Origin of the sequence: Secundilactobacillus mixtipabuli, assembly GCF_002217925.1 — a bacterium.
GTDB lineage: Bacteria > Bacillota > Bacilli > Lactobacillales > Lactobacillaceae > Secundilactobacillus > Secundilactobacillus mixtipabuli.
Map to the genome: position 1 here is coordinate 83,311 of NZ_BCMF01000006.1, position 20,058 is coordinate 103,368.

Annotated in this window: 16 protein-coding genes; 14 read left to right on the forward strand and 2 right to left on the reverse strand. The window is 43.0% G+C overall.

From position 1 onward, the window contains the following. Positions 1 to 115 precede the first annotated feature (115 nt). The 9 genes from IWT5_RS06870 (at position 116) to argH (ending at position 11,150) form a co-directional block, all read left to right on the forward strand. Entirely contained in the window at positions 116 to 1,852 is a 1,737-nt protein-coding gene (locus IWT5_RS06870; protein ID WP_089109214.1) for a ribonuclease J, read from the forward strand. A gap of 65 nt (positions 1,853 to 1,917) precedes the next feature. After that, positions 1,918 to 2,808, forward strand: coding sequence for a hypothetical protein (locus IWT5_RS06875; RefSeq protein WP_089109215.1), 891 nt, complete (start codon positions 1,918 to 1,920; stop codon positions 2,806 to 2,808). Positions 2,809 to 2,996: 188 nt separating this feature from the next. After that, on the forward strand, positions 2,997 to 4,184 hold the full coding sequence (tuf, locus tag IWT5_RS06880; RefSeq protein WP_089109216.1) for an elongation factor Tu: 1,188 nt from the start codon (positions 2,997 to 2,999) through the stop codon (positions 4,182 to 4,184). 228 nt (positions 4,185 to 4,412) lie between these two features. Next, complete coding sequence (gene tig / locus IWT5_RS06885; protein ID WP_089109217.1) at positions 4,413 to 5,735, forward strand: trigger factor; 1,323 nt, start codon at positions 4,413 to 4,415, stop codon at positions 5,733 to 5,735. 257 nt (positions 5,736 to 5,992) lie between these two features. Next, positions 5,993 to 7,243, forward strand: a complete 1,251-nt coding sequence (gene clpX, locus IWT5_RS06890) for an ATP-dependent Clp protease ATP-binding subunit ClpX (protein WP_089109218.1) — start codon at positions 5,993 to 5,995, stop codon at positions 7,241 to 7,243. A 102-nt stretch (positions 7,244 to 7,345) separates the two neighbouring features. Continuing rightward, complete coding sequence (yihA, locus tag IWT5_RS06895; protein WP_089109219.1) at positions 7,346 to 7,942, forward strand: ribosome biogenesis GTP-binding protein YihA/YsxC; 597 nt, start codon at positions 7,346 to 7,348, stop codon at positions 7,940 to 7,942. Next, positions 7,942 to 8,238 (forward strand): nucleoside triphosphate pyrophosphohydrolase family protein, encoded by a 297-nt coding sequence (locus IWT5_RS06900; RefSeq protein ID WP_089109220.1) that lies wholly within the window; start codon positions 7,942 to 7,944, stop codon positions 8,236 to 8,238. Before yihA ends, IWT5_RS06900 begins: the two co-directional genes overlap by 1 nt. Positions 8,239 to 8,469: 231 nt before the next feature. Continuing rightward, entirely contained in the window at positions 8,470 to 9,768 is a 1,299-nt protein-coding gene (locus IWT5_RS06905) for an argininosuccinate synthase (RefSeq protein ID WP_089109221.1), read from the forward strand. Then, on the forward strand, positions 9,768 to 11,150 hold the full coding sequence (argH, locus tag IWT5_RS06910) for an argininosuccinate lyase (protein ID WP_089109222.1): 1,383 nt from the start codon (positions 9,768 to 9,770) through the stop codon (positions 11,148 to 11,150). The genes IWT5_RS06905 and argH overlap by 1 nt, the downstream gene beginning before the upstream one ends. Positions 11,151 to 11,185: 35 nt before the next feature. On the opposite strand, the gene IWT5_RS12310 is transcribed toward argH, so the two are convergent. Beyond that, positions 11,186 to 11,356: an SPJ_0845 family protein gene (locus IWT5_RS12310; RefSeq protein ID WP_191981296.1), complete on the reverse strand. Its 171-nt coding sequence runs from the start codon at positions 11,354 to 11,356 to the stop codon at positions 11,186 to 11,188. Between the two features lie 344 nt (positions 11,357 to 11,700). Between IWT5_RS12310 and IWT5_RS06915 the strand changes: the two genes are divergently transcribed. The 5 genes from IWT5_RS06915 to IWT5_RS06935 all read left to right on the forward strand — a co-directional run bounded on the left by IWT5_RS06915 (position 11,701) and on the right by IWT5_RS06935 (position 19,257). After that, positions 11,701 to 13,143, forward strand: a complete 1,443-nt coding sequence (locus tag IWT5_RS06915; RefSeq protein ID WP_225360252.1) for an ABC transporter substrate-binding protein/permease — start codon at positions 11,701 to 11,703, stop codon at positions 13,141 to 13,143. Further along, positions 13,133 to 13,879, forward strand: coding sequence for an amino acid ABC transporter ATP-binding protein (locus IWT5_RS06920; protein ID WP_089109224.1), 747 nt, complete (start codon positions 13,133 to 13,135; stop codon positions 13,877 to 13,879). The genes IWT5_RS06915 and IWT5_RS06920 overlap by 11 nt, the downstream gene beginning before the upstream one ends. Before the next feature lie 198 nt (positions 13,880 to 14,077). Next, entirely contained in the window at positions 14,078 to 15,868 is a 1,791-nt protein-coding gene (gene uvrC, locus IWT5_RS06925; RefSeq protein WP_089109225.1) for an excinuclease ABC subunit UvrC, read from the forward strand. A gap of 105 nt (positions 15,869 to 15,973) precedes the next feature. After that, on the forward strand, positions 15,974 to 17,278 hold the full coding sequence (gene obgE, locus IWT5_RS06930) for a GTPase ObgE (RefSeq protein ID WP_089109226.1): 1,305 nt from the start codon (positions 15,974 to 15,976) through the stop codon (positions 17,276 to 17,278). Between the two features lie 41 nt (positions 17,279 to 17,319). Continuing rightward, entirely contained in the window at positions 17,320 to 19,257 is a 1,938-nt protein-coding gene (locus IWT5_RS06935) for an acyltransferase family protein (RefSeq protein WP_089109227.1), read from the forward strand. A gap of 62 nt (positions 19,258 to 19,319) precedes the next feature. On the opposite strand, the gene IWT5_RS06940 is transcribed toward IWT5_RS06935, so the two are convergent. Next, positions 19,320 to 20,048, reverse strand: a complete 729-nt coding sequence (locus IWT5_RS06940; protein ID WP_089109228.1) for a hypothetical protein — start codon at positions 20,046 to 20,048, stop codon at positions 19,320 to 19,322. Between the last annotated feature and the right edge of the window lie 10 nt (positions 20,049 to 20,058).

A 20,058-nucleotide genomic window follows, 5' to 3' on the forward strand; every position in this document is an offset into this window, starting at 1 on the left:
TAGTCGTGCCTAAATTTTTAGAGTTTAGGAAAAAAGAAACTATCTTTAGTCGCCAGTTGGAACGATTCGATTGGTCGAGTTAATGGAACTAGAACAACATATTTTGAGGTGAATTATGGACAAAGCAAAAGTAAAAATCATGCCATTAGGCGGTGTACGCGAAAATGGCAAGAATATGTATATTGTAGATGTAAATGACAGTATCTACGTTTTAGATTGCGGTTTAAAGTACCCAGAAAACGAGTTACTGGGAATCGATATTGTGATTCCAGATTTCGGTTATTTACGAGAAAACAAGGATCGAATCGTTGGCGTTTTTCTGACTCATGGGCATGCAGATGCCATTGGGGCACTGCCATACTTTCTGAAGGAATTTCAAGTGCCCGTTTTTGGGTCTGAAATGACGATTGAATTAGCTAAGTTAAATTGTCAGTCTGATCCAAACGTGAAGGACTTTGATGATTTTCACGTGGTTGATGCGCAGACTGAGATTGACTTTGGCGACGTTACCGTTTCCTTCTTTAAGACCACCCATTCCATTCCTGAATCAATGGGGATCGTGTTAGATACCAGTGCTGGTAGCATTGTGTACACGGGTGATTTCAAATTTGACCAGACCGCGGCCCCTGGATACCAAACGGATTATGCCCGTCTTGCTCAGATTGGGACCAACGGGGTCTTGGCTTTGCTGAGTGATTCAGCTAATGCTGAAAACCCCAGTGAAACAGCAAGTGAACTTGATATTGCTGAGAACGTCATTGAAACGTTTAACTATGCTAAAGGCCGAATCGTAGTCGCCAGCGTCGGCTCGAATATCTTGCGGTTACAACAAGTCTTTGATGCGGCTGCCAAAACGGGACGGAAAGTCTATTTGACAGGCCGAGATATTGAAAAAATTGTTGATACGGCAATGCGCTTAAACAAGCTTGTTTTGCCGGAAGATGATTTATTAATTTCAGAAGATCAGTTAGATAAGTTAGAAGCTGATCGAATCGTAATCATCCAAACAGGGAAGATGGGTGAGCCCATTAAAGCCCTTCAACGGATGGCTAACAAGCAGGAGAAGGGACTTAGTATTGACAAGGGCGATCTTGTTTTCATTACGACAACGCCTTCTCATGCCATGGAAACTAACGTTGCTAAGACACGTGATATGATTTACCGTGCCGATGGTGAAGTTAAATCCATTTCGGATGAACTCAATTCATCAGGACACGCCAGCAAACATGATCTGCAACTTTTAATCAATATTTTGCACCCAGCTTATTTAGTTCCTATTCAAGGTGAATATCGATTGATGTCAGCCCATGAAAGAGCTGCCGAAGAAGTCGGGATGCCTGACGACCATATCTTTTTAACTGCTAAGGGTGATCAACTCGTTTACGATGGTAAAGAGATGGTCTTAAGCGGCAGTGTTGAAGTTGGTAACACAATGATCGACGGTATTGGTGTTGGCGATATTGGTAACATTGTTTTGAGAGATCGGAAAGTGCTTTCTGAAGACGGTATCTTTGTGGCTGTTATTACGATCGACCATAAAAAGAAGCAAATCATTGGGGAACCTAAGATTACTTCCCGTGGGTTCGTTTACGTCAAGGCGAACAAGAATCTGATGCATGAAAGTGCGGAGATCATTAAAAAAGCCGTTCAGACTAACCTTGATAATAAAGAGTTTGACTGGACGCATTTGAAGCAAGATGTTCGTGAAAAACTAAATCATTATCTGTTTGATCAGACTCGTCGTCACCCTGTGATCCTGCCAGTGATTATGGAAGTTGATCCTCGGCGTCATAAGCCAAAGAGCAAGCATAAGAAACAGGCGACTCAAAAGAATCATCAAGCGGAACAATAATCAGTTTAAATCTCGTATGTTGAAACGAAGACGTACGGGATTTTCGTTTAATTGAGGTGAATAAGGTGGATCGAAATCTACAGCTCGCAAATGACGCGTTTAAAGAGCAAAAATGGGCCCAAGCAGCCCAACTTTACGAACGGGAGTACCAGACGGATCCCAGCGAAAAAGTGAATCATTTACTGGTCAAAAGCTTATATGAGGCCCATCAATATCAAGTCGCCCACATGGTCATGATGGATAACTTAAATAGTTATTTAATGGACGACCAGCACGTGATCTTAATGGTTCAAATATTATTAGCTAATCATCAGCTTTTAATGGCACACGTTTTAACGGCCACAGTTGAGCGATTGCCTCAAGCCATCGGGCAGCTTATTCAGCAGGCTGAAACCGATGCTAGGCAAAAACCGGATTTTAACCGTGAGTATCAAGCCTTTTATCAGTTAAGTGCACTAACGTTGGCACAGCAGCAGCGAGTGTTTGAAAAAGGCAAACAGCTGCCACTTAACGAATGGCTAACGGCGACAAAAGCGTTGCTGACTGATCCATTTGTTAAGCCCATCATAAGAGTGAGTTTATTAGAATTAGTCCAAAAGCTCAAAGTAGCGGAAAGCTTTGAATTTCGTTGGTTGGACGATAAAAATTACCAAATTACCGGGAATCGATTAAAATCACTGGCAGAGTTTGAAAAAGTTGGTATACTAGAGAGCATGTTGCAGGACCTGATGGGAAATAAAGACCCCATGACTCAGCAACTGTATCAAAATGAGCTAGGGTTGCAGATGACACTGTTGTATCCTTTTATTGACCGCGCTATTCCAGATCCGATGACTTGGGTTGCACGATTGGTTCGGGGCGACGAAGTGCAGTCAGCGGCATTACCAGCAATGTACAGCGTTGAATGGTGGCAGCGAAAACTGTCACGGATTATGTCGGAGATGACCGGCGCATAAAAAAAGTTCACCCGAATTTAGAGTTTATTGTTTACAAACGATAACCTAATCTATATAATATTTAAGGATTCTTCTTGAGGGATTCTCGATTTACCTTTTCGAGAAGAAGTAGTATAATTTACATCAAAGGGTTGTCAACAATTTGTTTGTTGGCATGATCTTTGTGAAAAATACAGGAGGTTTCATTAATGGCAAAAGAAACATACGAACGAACTAAGCCCCATGTAAACATTGGTACTATTGGCCATATTGACCATGGGAAGACTACCTTGACTGCAGCAATTACCAAGGTTTTAGCTGCTAAAGGTTTAGCTAAGGCTGAAGATTATGCTGATATTGACAAGGCACCTGAAGAACGTGAACGTGGAATCACGATCAACACTGCCCACGTTGAATACGAAACTGAGAAACGTCACTATGCACATATTGATGCCCCAGGACATGCTGATTACATCAAGAACATGATCACTGGTGCCGCTCAAATGGATGGTGCTATCTTGGTTGTTGCCGCAACCGATGGTCCTATGCCACAAACCCGTGAGCATATCCTTTTGGCTCGCCAAGTGGGTGTTGAATACATCGTGGTCTTCTTAAACAAGACCGACTTAGTTGACGATGATGAATTGATCGACTTAGTTGAAATGGAAGTCCGTGAATTACTTTCAGAATACGATTACCCTGGTGATGATATTCCTGTTATCCGCGGTTCTGCCCTTAAAGCTCTTGAAGGCGACGAAGAACAAGAAAAGGTTATCTTACACTTAATGGACGTTGTTGATGAATACATCCCAACTCCAGTTCGTGATAACGACAAGCCTTTCTTGATGCCTGTTGAAGACGTCTTCACCATTACTGGTCGTGGTACTGTTGCTTCTGGTCGTATCGATCGTGGTACTATCAAGGTCGGCGATGAAGTTGAAATCGTTGGTCTTAAGGAAGAAGTTCTTAAGAGTACTGTTACTGGTTTGGAAATGTTCCGTAAGACTTTGGAATTTGGTGAAGCCGGCGATAACGTTGGTGTCTTGCTTCGTGGTGTTAACCGTGAACAAGTCGTACGTGGACAAGTTCTTGCAAAGCCAGGTTCGATCCAAACTCACACCAAGTTCAAGGGTGAAGTTTATATCCTTTCTAAAGAAGAAGGTGGCCGTCATACGCCATTCTTCTCAAACTACCGTCCTCAATTCTACTTCCACACCACTGATATCACTGGTGTTATTGAATTGCCAGATGGCGTAGAAATGGTTATGCCTGGCGATAACGTCACTTTCGAAGTTGACTTGATCGCTCCAGCTGCCATTGAAAAGGGTACTAAGTTTACTGTTCGTGAAGGTGGCCACACTGTTGGTGCCGGTGTTGTTTCAGAAATCATGGACTAATACCTACCTAAATGAACATAAAAAGTCCGAGAAGGTTGCCTTTTCGGACTTTTTTATTTGAATGAATGCTGATTTTAAAAGCAAAATGAATAATGATAAAAGTGTGTCTTCTATGCGTTGCAGTGCACTCTGATGTTTACATTTCGGCTTCCTTACGTTAAACTAAAGTCTGTACGCAATTTGAGTATGATCGTATTCGAAGATATATTTAATTTCGGAGGGAATATAATGGCTGCAAAATGGGAAAAAAAGGATACTAATAAAGGCGAATTAACCTTTGAAATTAGTGCCGACCAAATCAAAAAGGGCTTAGACCAAGCCTTCGCAAAGACCAAGAAGAACTTAGCTGTTCCTGGCTTCCGTAAAGGAAAGGTTCCACGTCAAATCTTCAACAAGATGTATGGCGAAGAAGCTCTTTATCAAGATGCTTTGAACATTGTTTTGCCTGATGCATACGAGGCAGCAATCAAAGAAGCAGGTATCGAACCAGTTGATCAACCAGAAGTTAACGTTGAATCTATGGAAAAGAACAAGCCTTGGGTTTTAAAGGCTGTTGTTACCGTAAAGCCTGACGTTAAGCTTGGTGAATACAAAGACTTAAGTGTTACCAAGCAAAACACACGTGTTTACCAAAAGGACATTGATGCTGAATTAGAAAGTCGTCGTCAATCACAAGCTGAATTAGTTTTGAAAGAAGACGAACCAGCTGCTAAGGGCGATACCGTTGTTATCGACTTTGATGGTTCTGTTGATGGCAAACAATTCGATGGTGGAAAAGCTGATAACTATTCACTCGAATTGGGTTCTAACTCATTCATCCCTGGCTTTGAAGACCAATTAATTGGTCATAAAGCTGGTGAAGACGTTGATGTTAAGGTTACCTTCCCAGATGACTACCAAGCTGAAAACTTACAAGGCAAGGAAGCCACTTTCAAGACGACCATTCACGAAGTTAAGCAAAAGGAATTACCTGAACTTGACGACGAATTTGCCAAAGATGTTGATGAAGAAGTCGACAGCTTAGACGAATTAAAAGCTAAGATCAAGGATCAATTGAAGGAAAAGAAAGTCACAGCTGCTCACAACGCTATCGAAGACGAAGCTATTAGTGAAGCTGTTGACAACGCTGAAGTCAAAGAAATTCCTGAAGCAATGAAGGAAGAAGATATTCACCGTCAAATGGATCAATACTTAGCTAACATGCAACAACAAGGTATCGACCCTAAGACTTACTTCAAGTTAACGGGTACCAGCGAAGATGATTTACACAAACAATTTGCAGCTGATGCAGAACGTCGTGTAAAGACCAACTTAGTTCTGGAAGCCATTGTTGAAGCAGAAAAGATCGAACCTTCTGAAGATGATTTACAAGCAGAAGTCAAGGATCTTGCTGGTCAATACGGTATGGAAGAAAGCGCCGTTCGTTCAGCACTTTCAGATGACATGCTGAAGCATGATATCGCTATTAAGAAGGCCGTTGACCTAATTACTGACTCAGCTAAGCAAGACAAGTCTAAAAAAGACGAAGAAAACGAAAAGAACGAAAAATAGTTTTTAACGTTAACATTGCTCACAAAGACCCTAATGACGAGAATATTTGATTCTTGTTAGGGTCTTTGTTTGTTTATGGGGGAATTAAGGAGAGTTGATTCACGAGAAAAATCAATCAGGCTCCAAGGCTTATTTACCGGCGTTTATCGCTTGTTACGCATGAGCTTTTCCTTTCCCACTCCCGTCATAGTATGGTATAGTAGCAGTTGCGTTAAAGAATTCATAATCATAGAAATTTAAAGAGGGGTGACTCTTAATTGTTTGAAAATACTGATACAACTGGCCCCGTAAATTGTTCTTTCTGTGGTAAGTCGCAGGATCAAGTTAAAAAAATTGTTGCTGGTCCCGGCGTATATATCTGCAATGAATGTATCGATTTATGTAAAGAAATCATCGATGAAGAATTTAGTGAAGAGAGCACTCAAACGGTATTTGATGTGCCAACACCACAACAAATTGTTGATTCATTAAATCAGTACGTTATTGGTCAAACTGAAGCTAAAAAGACGCTTTCAGTTGCTGTTTATAATCACTATAAGCGTGTTAATGAAATGGCCACTAACCAAAATGATGGTCCTGAATTACAAAAGAGTAACATCACGATGATTGGTCCTACTGGGTCAGGTAAAACTTACCTGGCACAGACACTGGCTAAAATTTTGAATGTGCCGTTTGCAATTGCAGACGCTACGACTCTGACTGAAGCTGGCTACGTTGGTGAAGATGTTGAAAATATCCTGTTGAAGTTGCTGCAAAACGCTGATTATGACGTTGAACGCGCTGAAAAGGGTATCATCTATATTGACGAAATTGATAAGATTGCTAAGAAAGCCGAAAACGTTTCGATCACGCGTGACGTTTCTGGTGAAGGGGTGCAACAAGCACTTCTAAAAATTCTTGAAGGAACGATTGCTAACGTTCCGCCTCAGGGTGGTCGTAAGCATCCACAACAGGAGTTTATTCAGATCGATACGACCAATATCCTATTTATCGTCGGTGGTGCCTTTGACGGCATTGAAACGATTGTTAAGAATCGTCTTGGTGATAAGACGATTGGTTTCGGTACGGATTCAACTCATCAACCCATCAGTGATTCAGAAAGCTTGATGCAACGTGTTGTTCCAGAAGACATGCTGGAGTTTGGACTGATTCCCGAATTTATCGGTCGTTTGCCTATTTTGACAGCGTTAGAGAAACTTTCTGATGATGATTTGGTTCGTATCTTGACTGAACCTAAGAACGCCTTAGTTAAGCAATATCAACGATTAATCTCGCTTGATGGTGTGGAGCTGGACTTCGAAGACAAGGCGCTACGTGAAATGGCTAAGTTGGCACTGAAACGTAACACCGGTGCACGGGGACTTCGGTCAATTATCGAAGATGTCATGCGCGATATTATGTTTGAATTACCAAGTCGAGACGATGTCTCTAAGGTCATTGTTACGGGTGATACGGTTAAAGATCATGAAGAACCTGAGCTAATCTTAAAGGATCAAAAAGCTTCGTAGCTGGTTGATCCGCAACTAATGTCAGCTGACATTTCAAGCCGTATGTTCCGCGTTATGGGACATGCGGCTTTTGTCTAGTCAAAAGTTCAACGGAGGGAAATAATGGAAGTACACAATGTGGAACTGGTCATGAGCGCGGTTGATCCTAAGCAATATCCAACCACCGGTCAACCAGAAATTGCGTTAGTTGGGCGCTCAAATGTTGGGAAGTCTTCACTAACGAACGTTTTGATCAATCGGAATAGCTATGCTAGAACGTCAAGTCAACCGGGAAAAACTCAGACGCTAAACTTTTATCATGTAGAAGACCAACTTTATTTCGTGGATGTGCCGGGTTATGGCTACGCTAAGGTATCCAGAACGGAACGTGAGAAGTGGGGTCAGATGATTGAGACCTACCTTACTGCTAGAGAGACATTGCGGGGAGTCATTTCCTTAGTGGATGGGCGGCATGCGCCCACAGCTGATGACCAATCGATGTATACCTGGCTTAGCTACTATGAAATTCCAACCTTGGTCGTTGCAACTAAAATGGATAAGATTCCGGGTGCAAAGTGGAACAAACAGCTTAGCCTCGTGAAAAAAACGTTGCAGATTCGTGCTGAAGATGATTTACTGCCATTTTCTGCGCAAACGAAGGCTGGTAAAGCTGAAGTATGGCAGTGGATCGAACAACATGCGTTTGGGGGGAAATCATAATGGAATTTAACGACTATCAAAAAGCTGCCAACCGAACTCTTTTTGGCAGTGAACAAGTGTTAACTAATTGCGCGCTTGGCCTTTCCAGTGAAACCGGCCAGGTGGTCGATTTAGTTAAACAGTATACTTTTCAGGGTGAATCACTTGATAAGCAAAAGCTGGTCAAGGAAATGGGCGATGTGCTTTGGTACTTGTCCCAAGTTGCTGAATGGGCAGATATTCCGTTTGAAGACGTTGCCAGTGGTAATATTGACCGCTTGAATAAACGTTATCCTCATGCACCTAACAATCATTAAAACTGATTATATTGATAAATAAAGCTCGACTATTAGTGACTTATTCTGACTAATAGTCGAGCTTTTTTAATCCGGTAAAATTAGAAACTAAAATTTTGTTTCAAAAATAATGTATATTACGTCTAATAATAGCTTAATTGGTGTATAAATAAATAAAAAGCTTGCATTGACTGAATACAGGTGTTAATCTCGTATCATTAAGTTAAAATGAAAAAATGAGAGGGCGTTAACATGACAAAAAACAAAAAAGTTGTATTAGCATATTCCGGTGGATTGGATACTTCCGTAGCGATTCCCTGGCTGAAGGATAAGGGTTATGATGTTATTGCCTGCTGCATTAATGTGGGTGAAGGTAAGGACCTAGATTTTATTAAACAAAAGGCCTTAAACGTTGGGGCTGTGAAAGTGTATGTTATTGATGCACTTGAAGAATTCGCAGAAGATTATGCAATGGTCTCACTACAGGGGCATACGTACTATGAAGGCGAATACCCATTGATCTCCGCATTATCACGTCCGCTCATCAGCAAAAAGCTGGTTGAAGTTGCGCAAGAAGAAAATGCCCAAGCAGTTGCTCATGGCTGTACCGGTAAAGGGAATGACCAAGTTCGGTTTGAAGTTGCCATTCACGCACTGAACCCCGCACTTGAAGTTTTAAGTCCTGTTCGGGATTGGCACTGGTCCCGTGAAGAAGAAATTGACTATGCTAAAAAGCACAATATTCCAATTCCAATTGACTTAGACTCACCTTATTCAATCGATGCCAATATTTGGGGCCGTGCCAACGAGGCCGGCGTGCTGGAAGATCCATGGGTCAGTGCACCTGAAGACGCCTACGCATTGACTAACCCAATTGATAAAACACCTGATACACCAACGGATCTTGAGATTACCTTTGTTAAAGGGGTACCAACTAAGTTAAACGGTAAGGCCATGCAGCTAGCTGATTTAATTCAAGAATTGAATAAAATTGCCGGTGAACATGGGATTGGCCGGATCGATCATATCGAAAACCGGTTAGTCGGTATTAAGTCCCGTGAAGTCTATGAAGCTCCAGCTGCAACGGTTTTGATGAAAGCTCACAAACAGTTGGAAGACTTAACTTTTGAACGGGATTTGGCTCACTTCAAGCCAGTTGTTGAAAAACAATTAAGCGAAATGATTTACAATGCACTGTGGTTCTCACCATTGATGGATGCTTTATTAGCCTTCTTGAAGAAGACGCAAGAAGTCGTTAGCGGCGTCATCAAAGTCGAACTGTTCAAGGGTAACGTGATTACCTTAGGCCGGAAATCAGACAGTTCACTGTATGACAAGGACCTGGCAACCTATACAGCTGCCGATTCATTCGACCAAGAAGCAGCCAAGGGCTTCATCAAGTTATGGGGATTACCAACAACGGTTTACTCACAAGTGAAGATGAAGAACCAGCAATCAGCCTTTGTTAGCGCAGTGACCCAAAGCACCAAGAGTAAGGTGAAGGTCGCCGTGAAGGCTGAAAAGAAGAACCAGACGGAGGCGACAAAGTAATGGCAACCAAAAAGCTCTGGGGTGGCCGGTTCCAAGAACAAGCGGCCGCTTGGGTCGATGCTTTTGGGGCTTCCATTTCCTTTGATCAATTAATGGCTGAAGAAGATATTGAGGGTTCTTTAGCTCACGTCAAAATGTTGCAGAAAACGGGGATTGTCCCATCCAATGACTGTGATCAGATCATTGCCGGACTGGAAGGCATCCAAACGGATCTTGAAGCCGGTAACCTGACTTTTAACGTTGAAAACGAAGATATTCATATGAATATTGAGAGTATCTTAACGGATCGGATTGGGCCGGTAGCCGGGAAACTGCATACCGCTAGATCGCGTAACGATCAGGTGGCAACAGATTTCCATCTGTATTTAAAAAAACGCCTACCTAAGGTGATCGATGAAATCACCACGGTTCAAAAAACGTTAATCAGTCTGGCAGAAAAGAACGTGGAAACCATTATGCCTGGCTACACCCATTTGCAGCATGCCCAACCGATTTCTTACGGTCACTATTTGATGGCCTATTACCAAATGTTTAAACGCGATAAGGAACGGTTCACATTTAACGAACAGCATACGGATATTTCACCGTTGGGGGCTGCTGCTTTAGCCGGGACAACTTTCCCAATTGATCGGCAAATGACGGCGAAAACGTTGGGGTTCAGTAAAGTGTATGCCAATTCATTAGATGCGGTTTCAGATCGGGATTTTGCGCTGGAATTTCTCAGCAACAGCTCGATTTTGATGATGCATCTGTCCCGGTTCTGTGAGGAACTGAGTATGTGGGTCAGTCATGAATTCCAGTATTTGGAGTTGTCGGATGCTTATACCACGGGGAGTTCCATCATGCCACAGAAGAAAAATCCGGACATGGCGGAACTGATCCGTGGGAAGAGTGGCCGGGTCTATGGCCATTTGATGGGCCTGTTAGCCACCATGAAGTCACTGCCACTGGCCTACAATAAGGACCTGCAAGAAGACAAAGAAGGTGTTTTTGACACCGTTAAAACGCTATTACCAGCGTTACGGGTCTTCAACGGCATGCTCTCTACGGTGACCGTTAAGGCGGATAATATGAAAGCCGCTACGCAAAATGATTTCTCAAACGCCACCGAATTAGCTGACTATTTAGCAACTAAGGGTGTGCCATTTAGAGAAGCTCACGGTATTGTGGGAAAGTTAGTTTTGAAGGGCATTCAGACCCATCAGAACTTGCAGGACATGTCGTTGGCTGATCTTAAAAAGGCATCACCTAAGATCGAAGCAGACGTCTACAATGACTTGAAGTCAGAAGTTGCGGTGGAACGTCGCCATTCTGAAGGCGGTACCGGTTTTGATCAGGTCCGAAAGCAAATTGAACAAGCGAAAAAAGAAATGAAGGCATAAAAAAATGGCACCCAGATGGATGCCATTTTTTTATGTTACTTATGATAGTTGCGATGTTCCTTAATTAAAGCCTTTGCCTTTTTAGAATCATCTTTTTGGTCAGCATGTTTTAAAAACTTATCGCGTTTTTCGTCTTTTAGATCCATCTCAGCAAACTTACCAAACATTGCGTCGAGATTATCCTGACGTTTTACTTTTAATCCCATGATACAGTCAACTCCTTCATTGCGCTTAGTTTATCATGGCTTGAGAGGGGAAGCAAGTAAGGTGAAAAAAGGTGGGAGATAGATCGTTTTTCGTCGGTAGAAAACCGATAAAAGGGTAATAATGACAAAATTGCCAATTAAATTCAAAGAAATCGTTTTCAAATATGAATAATGTATATAATAGTGCATATTACACAAAAATAGCTATTTTAGTGTATAAATCTAACTTTATTTCAAATTATATTGCATAAAGAATTATTTTGGTGTAGTGTAGTATGTATTCAAATCAAGAGAGGGAGTTACCGCGAATGAAAGTCAAGGGGAGAAACATACTACTCACCATCATGACACTGTGTTTGTCATTATTGTTTTTATTTACGATTCAGCCAACTCATCACACTGCGTATGCAGCGGATGATTCACTACAAAAAATTAAGGATCGGGGCACCATTATCATGGCAACCTCGCCAGATTACCCGCCTTATGAATTCCAGGTCAGCAAAAACGGGAAATCCAGAATTGTTGGTATGGATGTCGACATTATGAAGCAGGTTGCTAAGGATCTGGGCGTTAAGCTAGAAATCAAGTCCATGTCATACGATTCCGTTTTGGTCGCCGTTGAAACGGGTAAAGCCGACGTGGCCATGAGTGGGATCAACCCAACTGCTAAACGGCGTCAAAGTGTTGATTTCTCGGAAATCTACTACAATGGTGGTCAAAGTTTCCTGATCAATAAGACTGATATAGGCAAGTATAAAAATAAAGCGGCATTAGCGCATAAGAAGATCGGTGCCCAGACTGGGACGTTGCAATACAATCTAGCTAAATCCAAGATTCCTGGTGCAACGGTTAAGGGAATGGATAAGAACACCGACCTGGTCTTGGCATTAAAGACCCACAAGATCGATGCGCTGGGTATTGAAACACCTTCAGCCGAAGCCTACGTTAAGAACGACCATGATTTGGCAATGATCAAATCTGGTTATAAGCTGAACAAGAACGAAACCGGTTCTGCAATGGCCTTTAGAAAAGGTTCCGGTACTTTAGCTGCAGCCGTTAACAAGAGTATTGATAAGATCAAGGCCAAACATTTGACCACTCAGTACTTAGCGGATGCAGGTAAATATATGAAAGTTAACACCAATAACACGTCAATGATTCACTACTGGAATTATTTCGCTAAAGGGATTGAATACACGTTACTGATTTCAGCGATTTCCGTTATTTTTGGGGTTTTGCTGGGAACAATCTTAGCCTTAATGCGGTTTAGCAAGAGCAAGCTGCTTAAAGCCATTTCAGTGGCGTATGTTGAATTCGTTCGTGGGACACCATTGATGGTTCAAGTGATGTTCGTTTACTTCGGTGTTGGAATCATTGTTAACTTGCCAGCATTATTATCAGGTATCATTGCCGTTTCGTTGAACAGTGGTGCTTACGTTGAGGAAATTATCCGTGGTGGGATCAACTCGGTTGATAAGGGCCAAACTGAAGCCTCTGCCAGCCTTGGGTTAGCTAAGAGCGACACCATGCGTTTCGTTGTCTTACCTCAAGCATTGAAGAATATTTGGCCAGCGCTGGGTAATGAATTTGTTTCACTGGTTAAGGAAAGTTCAATCGTTTCCATCATCGGTGTGACTGATTTGATCTACCAGTTAAATATTGTGCGTGCCGATACGTATCGTGGGGTTATGCCCGTGTTCATCGCAATGTGCATTTACTTCGTGATGACGTTTATTTTAACGAGAGTTCTAAACTACTTTGAGGGGAGAATGAAACATGCAAGATAAACCATTGGTTGAAGTCAAAAAGCTTCAAAAAAACTATGGCGATACCCAAGTCCTAAAAGAAATCGATGGGACGGTTATGCCTGGTCAAGTGATTTGCGTGATTGGCCCTTCAGGTTCTGGTAAAAGTACTTTTCTACGTTGCTTGAACATGTTGGAAAAGCCAACTGCCGGTCAGGTCTTATTTGAAGGAAAAGATACGTCAAAGTTTTCTGACGAGGAATTGACCGTTTTACGTGAACGAATGGGAATGGTTTTCCAAAGCTTCAACTTATTCCCTAATTTAACGGTGCTGGATAATTTGAAATTAGCACCGATCCGGGTTAAAAAGATGTCTGATAAGGATGCTGAAGAAGAAGCCAGGAGCTTACTGAAACGGGTTGGCCTTGAAGAAAAGGCTAACGTTTATCCAAGCAGTCTGTCAGGTGGTCAAGCACAACGGGTGGCTATCGCGAGAGCCTTAGCCATGGATCCGGAGATGCTGCTGTTTGACGAACCAACCAGTGCGTTGGACCCTGAAATGGTTGGTGAAGTTCTGGCAGTTATGAAAGAATTAGCCGAAGATGGCATGACCATGGTGGTGGTTACCCACGAAATGGGCTTTGCCCGTGAAGTGGCCAACGAGGTTTGGTTTATGGCTGATGGGTATATTCTGGAAAAGAACGAACCCAATGAGCTGTTTAATCATCCGCAAAATCCACGTGCACAAGACTTTATCAGTAAGATTATTGGTAATTAATCTCATCTAAAAATAAGCATCCTGATTTGATTCTTAAATTAGGATGCTTATTTTTTTAATCGTATTCTGATTGCAATGGTCAACATAGGCACTCAGCTTGCCCCAAACACGTATTCGGCGTTATAATGAAACGTCGAAACTGGGGAAGTACGAGATAATACCAACCCCCGGAAAAAGAAACGGAAGGAGGTCGTCTATTTGGCCACCGAATATTTAGAACATAAATTAGCCCTTTTACCCGATATGCCTGGTATCTATATGATGAAAAATATTAATGGGCATATTATATATGTAGGAAAAGCGAAAAACTTGAAGAACCGGGTGCGGTCTTATTTCAAGAGCAGCCATGAAGGAAAAACCGCACGATTAGTCTCTGAGATTGCTGATTTTGAAACCATTGTGACCTCAACAGATAAAGAGGCTTTTTTACTTGAAATTACAATGATTCAAAAGCATCAGCCACACTATAATATTAAGTTAAAGCAGGGGACGGGGTACCCCTACATTAAAATCACCAATGAGCGTGATCCTACGATGTTGATTGTTAGTTCTATCCGCAAAGATGGGGCCTATTATTTTGGCCCGTATCCTAATGTCTATGCGGCTGAAGAAACGCTGCATTTTCTGCAAAAAGTGTATCCGTTACGTCGCTGCAATGGGTACCAAAACCGACCTTGCCTGTATTACCACATGGGGCAATGCCTGGGCGCCTGCTTTAAAGAGGTCCCCAAGGAACAATACGACAAACAAATTGAACGGATTAAGTCATTCTTAAATGGTAATGTGGCTTCCGTCAAACGTCATTTAAATGCTCAGATGAAAAAGGCATCGGATCAGTTGGAATTTGAACGGGCTGCTGATATTCGTGATCAAATGCACTACATTGAAGTCACCGTTGAAAAACAGAAGATTATTTCCAATGACCAGACGCCTCGCGATATCTTTAATTTTTACCTGGACAAAGGCTGGCTATCCGTTCAGGTCTTCTTCATTCGCCAAGCGCGGCTGATTAAACGGGAAAAGCGGCTTTTTCCAATTGTGAATGATGAGATTGAAGAAATGACCAGTTTCATCATCCAGTTTTACCACCGGAAGAACAGTATTTTCCCGAAAGAGATTTTAGTGCCAAGCAGCTTGCCTAAGGATATTTTGGATGAAATGCTGCCAATGCCTGCACGAACGCCGCAGCGGGGGGAAAAACGAGCGTTACTAGAGATGGCCGGTAAAAACGCCCGCTTAGTTTTGGAAGAAAAGTTTCGTTTACTTGAGCTGGATGAACAAAAGACGGTTGGTGCAATGAAGGAAATCACGGATGCTTTGGGAATTGCGCCAGGGCATAAGATTGAAGCTTTTGACCATTCTCACATTCAAGGAGCAGATTTGGTGTCAGCAATGGTGGTCTTTGTGGATGGTCAGCCCAATAAGAGTCTGTACCGAAAGTATAAGCTCAGAACGGTGGATCACGCCGATGAGGCTGCCAGCACGCGAGAGGTCATTCGGAGGCGGTACACAAGATTGCTGAAGGAGCATGAGGCGATGCCAGATTTAATTCTGATGGATGGTGGCACGATTCAGCTAGAAGCTGCTAAGGACGTGCTGGAGAATGAATTGGGCTTAAACGTACCGGTAGCGGCAATGGTTAAAAACGACAAGCATAAAACGGCCGATTTACTATCAGAAGTCAACGATACGCCGCTGCACCTGGATCCCAAATCACAGGGCTTTTACTTATTGCAGCGAATTCAAGATGAAGTTCACCGTTTTGCCATTACCTTTCACCGTAAAGTGCATGCCAAAAATTCACTTAGCTCTAGGCTGGACGATATTAACGGTGTTGGGCCAAAGACCAGGAATAAACTGCTGCGGAAGTACGGCTCGATGAAAAAAATTGCCGCTGCGACGCCGGAAGAACTGCATGAACTTGGCATTTCTAAGCCAGTTGCTGATACGATTCACCTAACTTTAGCGAAAATGCCGGAGACTAGTTAAGCGTAAGTTTAAAAAAGTTTCAATAAACGGTGGTAATTTGTTAATATTCATTAGATAATAGCAAGGTTAGGAAAGTCCGAATGAAAAGAATAATGGAGAAATGCTATGTTTGTAGATCACGTAACAATAAATGTTAAGGCCGGAAATGGTGGCAATGGAATGGTTGCGTTCCGGCGAGAAAAGTATGAACCCAACGGCGGACCAGCCGGCGGCGATGGTGGCCGCGGCGGTAGCGTTGTGTTCAAGGTCAATACGGGACTGCGGACGCTGATGGATTTCCGGTATAACCAGAAATTCAAAGGTGATCATGGTCAAAATGGTGGTATTAAAGGCATGACCGGCCGCGGTGCAGAAGATCGTGTGATTCTAGTTCCTCAAGGGACCACGTTAATCGACGATGATACGAACCAGGTGATTGCCGACTTAGTTGAGCCGGATGATCAAGTTGTTGTGGCTCACGGTGGCCGCGGTGGCCGTGGCAACGTTCACTTCGCTACACCAAGGAATCCAGCCCCTGAATTAGCTGAAAATGGGGCACCAGGAGAAGAACGACGGGTTCGTTTGGAACTGAAGCTGTTAGCTGACGTTGGGTTAATTGGTTTTCCTTCCGTTGGGAAATCAACCTTATTGGCAGCTATTACCAGCGCGACACCTAAGATTGCTGAGTATCACTTTACGACGATTACACCCAATTTAGGGATGGTCAAGTTGAGTGATGGCCGTGATTTTGCGGTGGCTGATTTACCCGGTTTAATTGAGGGTGCAGCCAGTGGCGTTGGCCTGGGACTTGAATTCTTAAAGCATATTGAGCGAACACGGGTCCTACTACATCTTGTTGATGTCAGCGGCTTTGAAGATCGCGATCCGTACGATGATTTTCTGAAAATTAATGCTGAATTAAAGAAATATGATCCTGACTTGCTTAAACGACCACAAATCGTCGTGGCAAGTAAGATGGATTTGCCTGACTCAGCTGAAAATTTAGCCACTCTGAAAGAAAAGCTTGTGCATGATACAACGCTGGCCACGCCGCCAGTTGTGATGTCGATTTCCAGCGTGACTCATGAAGGCTTGACACCGCTGATTCAAAAGACGGTTGAGATTCTTGATCAGACGCCAGCCTTCCCAGTGAAGGGTGTGGATGATCTGGAAAGAATGCTGACCACTGACGATCAGTCTGCTGAATCTGACGATTTCCAAATCACACGTGATGAAGCAGGAACTTGGGTCCTTACCGGTGCTAAGTTAGAGCGTCTATTCCAGATGACTAATATGGATCATGAAGAAAGTACGTTGCGTTTTGCACGGCAATTACGAGGTATGGGCGTCGATGAAGCCTTACGAGAAAAGGGTGCCCGTAACGGCGATCTCGTTCAAATCGATGACTTTACCTTTGAATTCGTGGAATAAGATTTTGAGTTAAATTTAAGAGATGAAACGAGGGAGAATCGATGCAACACGCAGGGAGTAAACGGCTTAAACATAGTCGTTATATTTCTGGGTTCGATGGAATCCGGACTATTGCGGTGATTGGTGTTATTGTCTATCACTTGTTGCCTTATAGCTTGCAGGGGGGCTATTTGGGTGTTCCAATATTTTTTGTGGTTTCAGGTTATTTGATTACCGATCTACTGTTACAAGAATATGAACAAAATGGCCGAATTGACATTCTCAGTTTTTATTATCGGCGGATGAAACGGCTTTATCCCGCATTAGTGACGATGGTACTGACGACGGCAGCGTATATCACGCTGTTTCAGCGTTCGTTGTTTGTGAGCTTAAAAGCGATTATCGGGACTAATTTACTTTATGTGTATAATTGGTGGGAAATCGGTCATGGTCAGTCGTATTTTGACCGATTTAACGGAGAGTCACCGTTTACACACTTATGGTCATTATCAATTGAAGGTCAATTTTACCTATTTTGGCCAGTCATTTTGGTGTTGTTTCTGTTTATTTTCAGAGAGCGGAAGTCTATTTTCTATCTGATTTCAGGGCTAGCAGTTGCGTCCGCAATTTGGATGGGCTACCTCTATACGGGGACTAAAATGACCAACCGGGTCTATTACGGAACGGATACCCGAATGTTTGCAATCCTTTTGGGGGTTGCATTAGCGTTTGTTTGGCCGGCAACTAAGCTGAAAAGTGAATTGAATCGGCAGGCTAAGTGGCTTTTAAATGGCGCTGGTATCGTGAGTCTGCTGCTGTTAATCAGCATGTTCTTCACGATGTCCGGTCAGTCAACGTTCACCTATCGTGGTGGGATGTTCTTTTTCACGCTGCTATCAGCCATTTTGGTTGCAACGGTTGCTCACCCAGCAGGATTTATGGATCGCTTATTTACTAATCCAGTTTTCGACTGGGTAGGTGCCCGGAGCTATGGCATTTATTTGTATCAGTTTCCGGTCATGATTTTCTATGAAGCGAAAGTGACTAATATTGCTGCGCACCCGGTATTTAATGCGCTGATGGAAACCTTTTTGATCTTAGTCGTCAGTGATTTATCCTACCGTTATTTGGAGCGTCCATTACGGCATTACGATTACAGTCAATTACCGACAGCAATCAAACGATTTTTCCAGAATCCCAAAAAGTTTGGCTGGGCCCGCTACGCCGTAATTCCAGCTGTTCTAGTCACCGGCGTTGCCCTCTTTGGTGCTGCTACCAGTCCGACTCATTCGGAGGCAAATGATTCAGCACTTCAAACTAATATTAAGCACAACCAAAAGCAAGCTGCTTCTTCTAACAAGGCGGCCTTAAAAAAGCAGCGGGAAGCTGCTAAAAAAGCGGCAGCTGAAAAGAAACGGGAAGAAGCTTGGAAGAAAGTTAAGTTGTCAGCCCATCAAGAGGAACTGGTTAAGACATACGGTTTAACTAAGCGTCAATATGTTCAAGCCAAGGACCTTTCAGTTACAGCAATCGGCGACTCAGTTATGGTGGATGTTTCCAGGGACATTCGTCAGGTCATTCCTAACACCTATGTTTCAGCTGGTGTGGGTCGTCAAATTTGGCAGGCACCTAAAGAGATTGAATCACTTAAATCACAAGGTGCACTGGCGAACACTGTGGTGATCAATTTAGGAACCAATAGTCCAATGACGGATGATCAAATTGACCGTGTGATCCATATGATTGGGCCCAAACGCCAAATTTACTGGGTCAATACACACGTACCAACGCGTAACTGGGAAACTTCTGTTAATAAAACCATTGCTAAAGCTGCTCAGCGTTATCCAAACGTGAAGGTCGTGGATTGGCATGGGTTAAGTAAAGATCAAAAGAGCTGGTTCTACGGGGATAATGTGCACCCAAATCCGACTGGAAACCGCAACTTTACTCGTTTATTGGTTCAACGCCTAACTGAACCAGACTCATCTTCAGCAAAATAAAAAAACACCGTATGCGGACGTTTGACGTCAAGCATACGGTGTTTTAATTGTTCAGCCAGTCCTTACAAATTGACGGTGATGGCTGCTGGGGCTTTAGCAACTGGCTGCCCCGAGTTATTAAAGCTGCCCGAAAATTTCACCTGTAGCTGGCGAACCTTAAACGTAGTAGGACCAACGAGAACCATTGCTGAAAAGGTCCGGGCACTGTTAGCGTTAATGGTCTGTCCAGCACTAGGATCGCTAATACCATTGGAAGAAATGGTTCTTGAATCGTTCAGACGGATGCTTTGAATTCCATCAATTTTGACGGCATGGCTCAAAGTGTTTTTAACGGTGAACTTAACTTGTAAGGTTTGGTAGGGATTGGGAAGCTGACCAATATTGAACGCTTGCTGAGCCATTTGCAGGGCCCGTTTGGTTTTTGCGCTATTGCTGAATCGTTTAGCATCGGTCACCTGATAGCTGAGCCCTTGGCTGGCAGTTTGCTGATTGAGTGGTTTGTTTTGAGCCAAGGTTAATTTAGTTCCCGCCTGATCGTAAGCAAATTGGCCGGGATAGGAGAGTAGTCCTGACTTTTGATAATTTTGGTTAGCTTTTTCTGAACTTGGGACCTTGTAAGGCTTCATGGTTGCTTGGTCAGAAGCTGCTTGTTCGGGCCTCTTGACCTGTTGGCTCGATGAAGCTGCTGAACTAGATTGAGACTGTTTGTTTGATTTTGCATGCCCGCCACAGCCAGTTAAAATTAGACCGGCAATTAAAACGGCGGTTAGCATAAGATGTTTAGATTTCATATGAAGATCC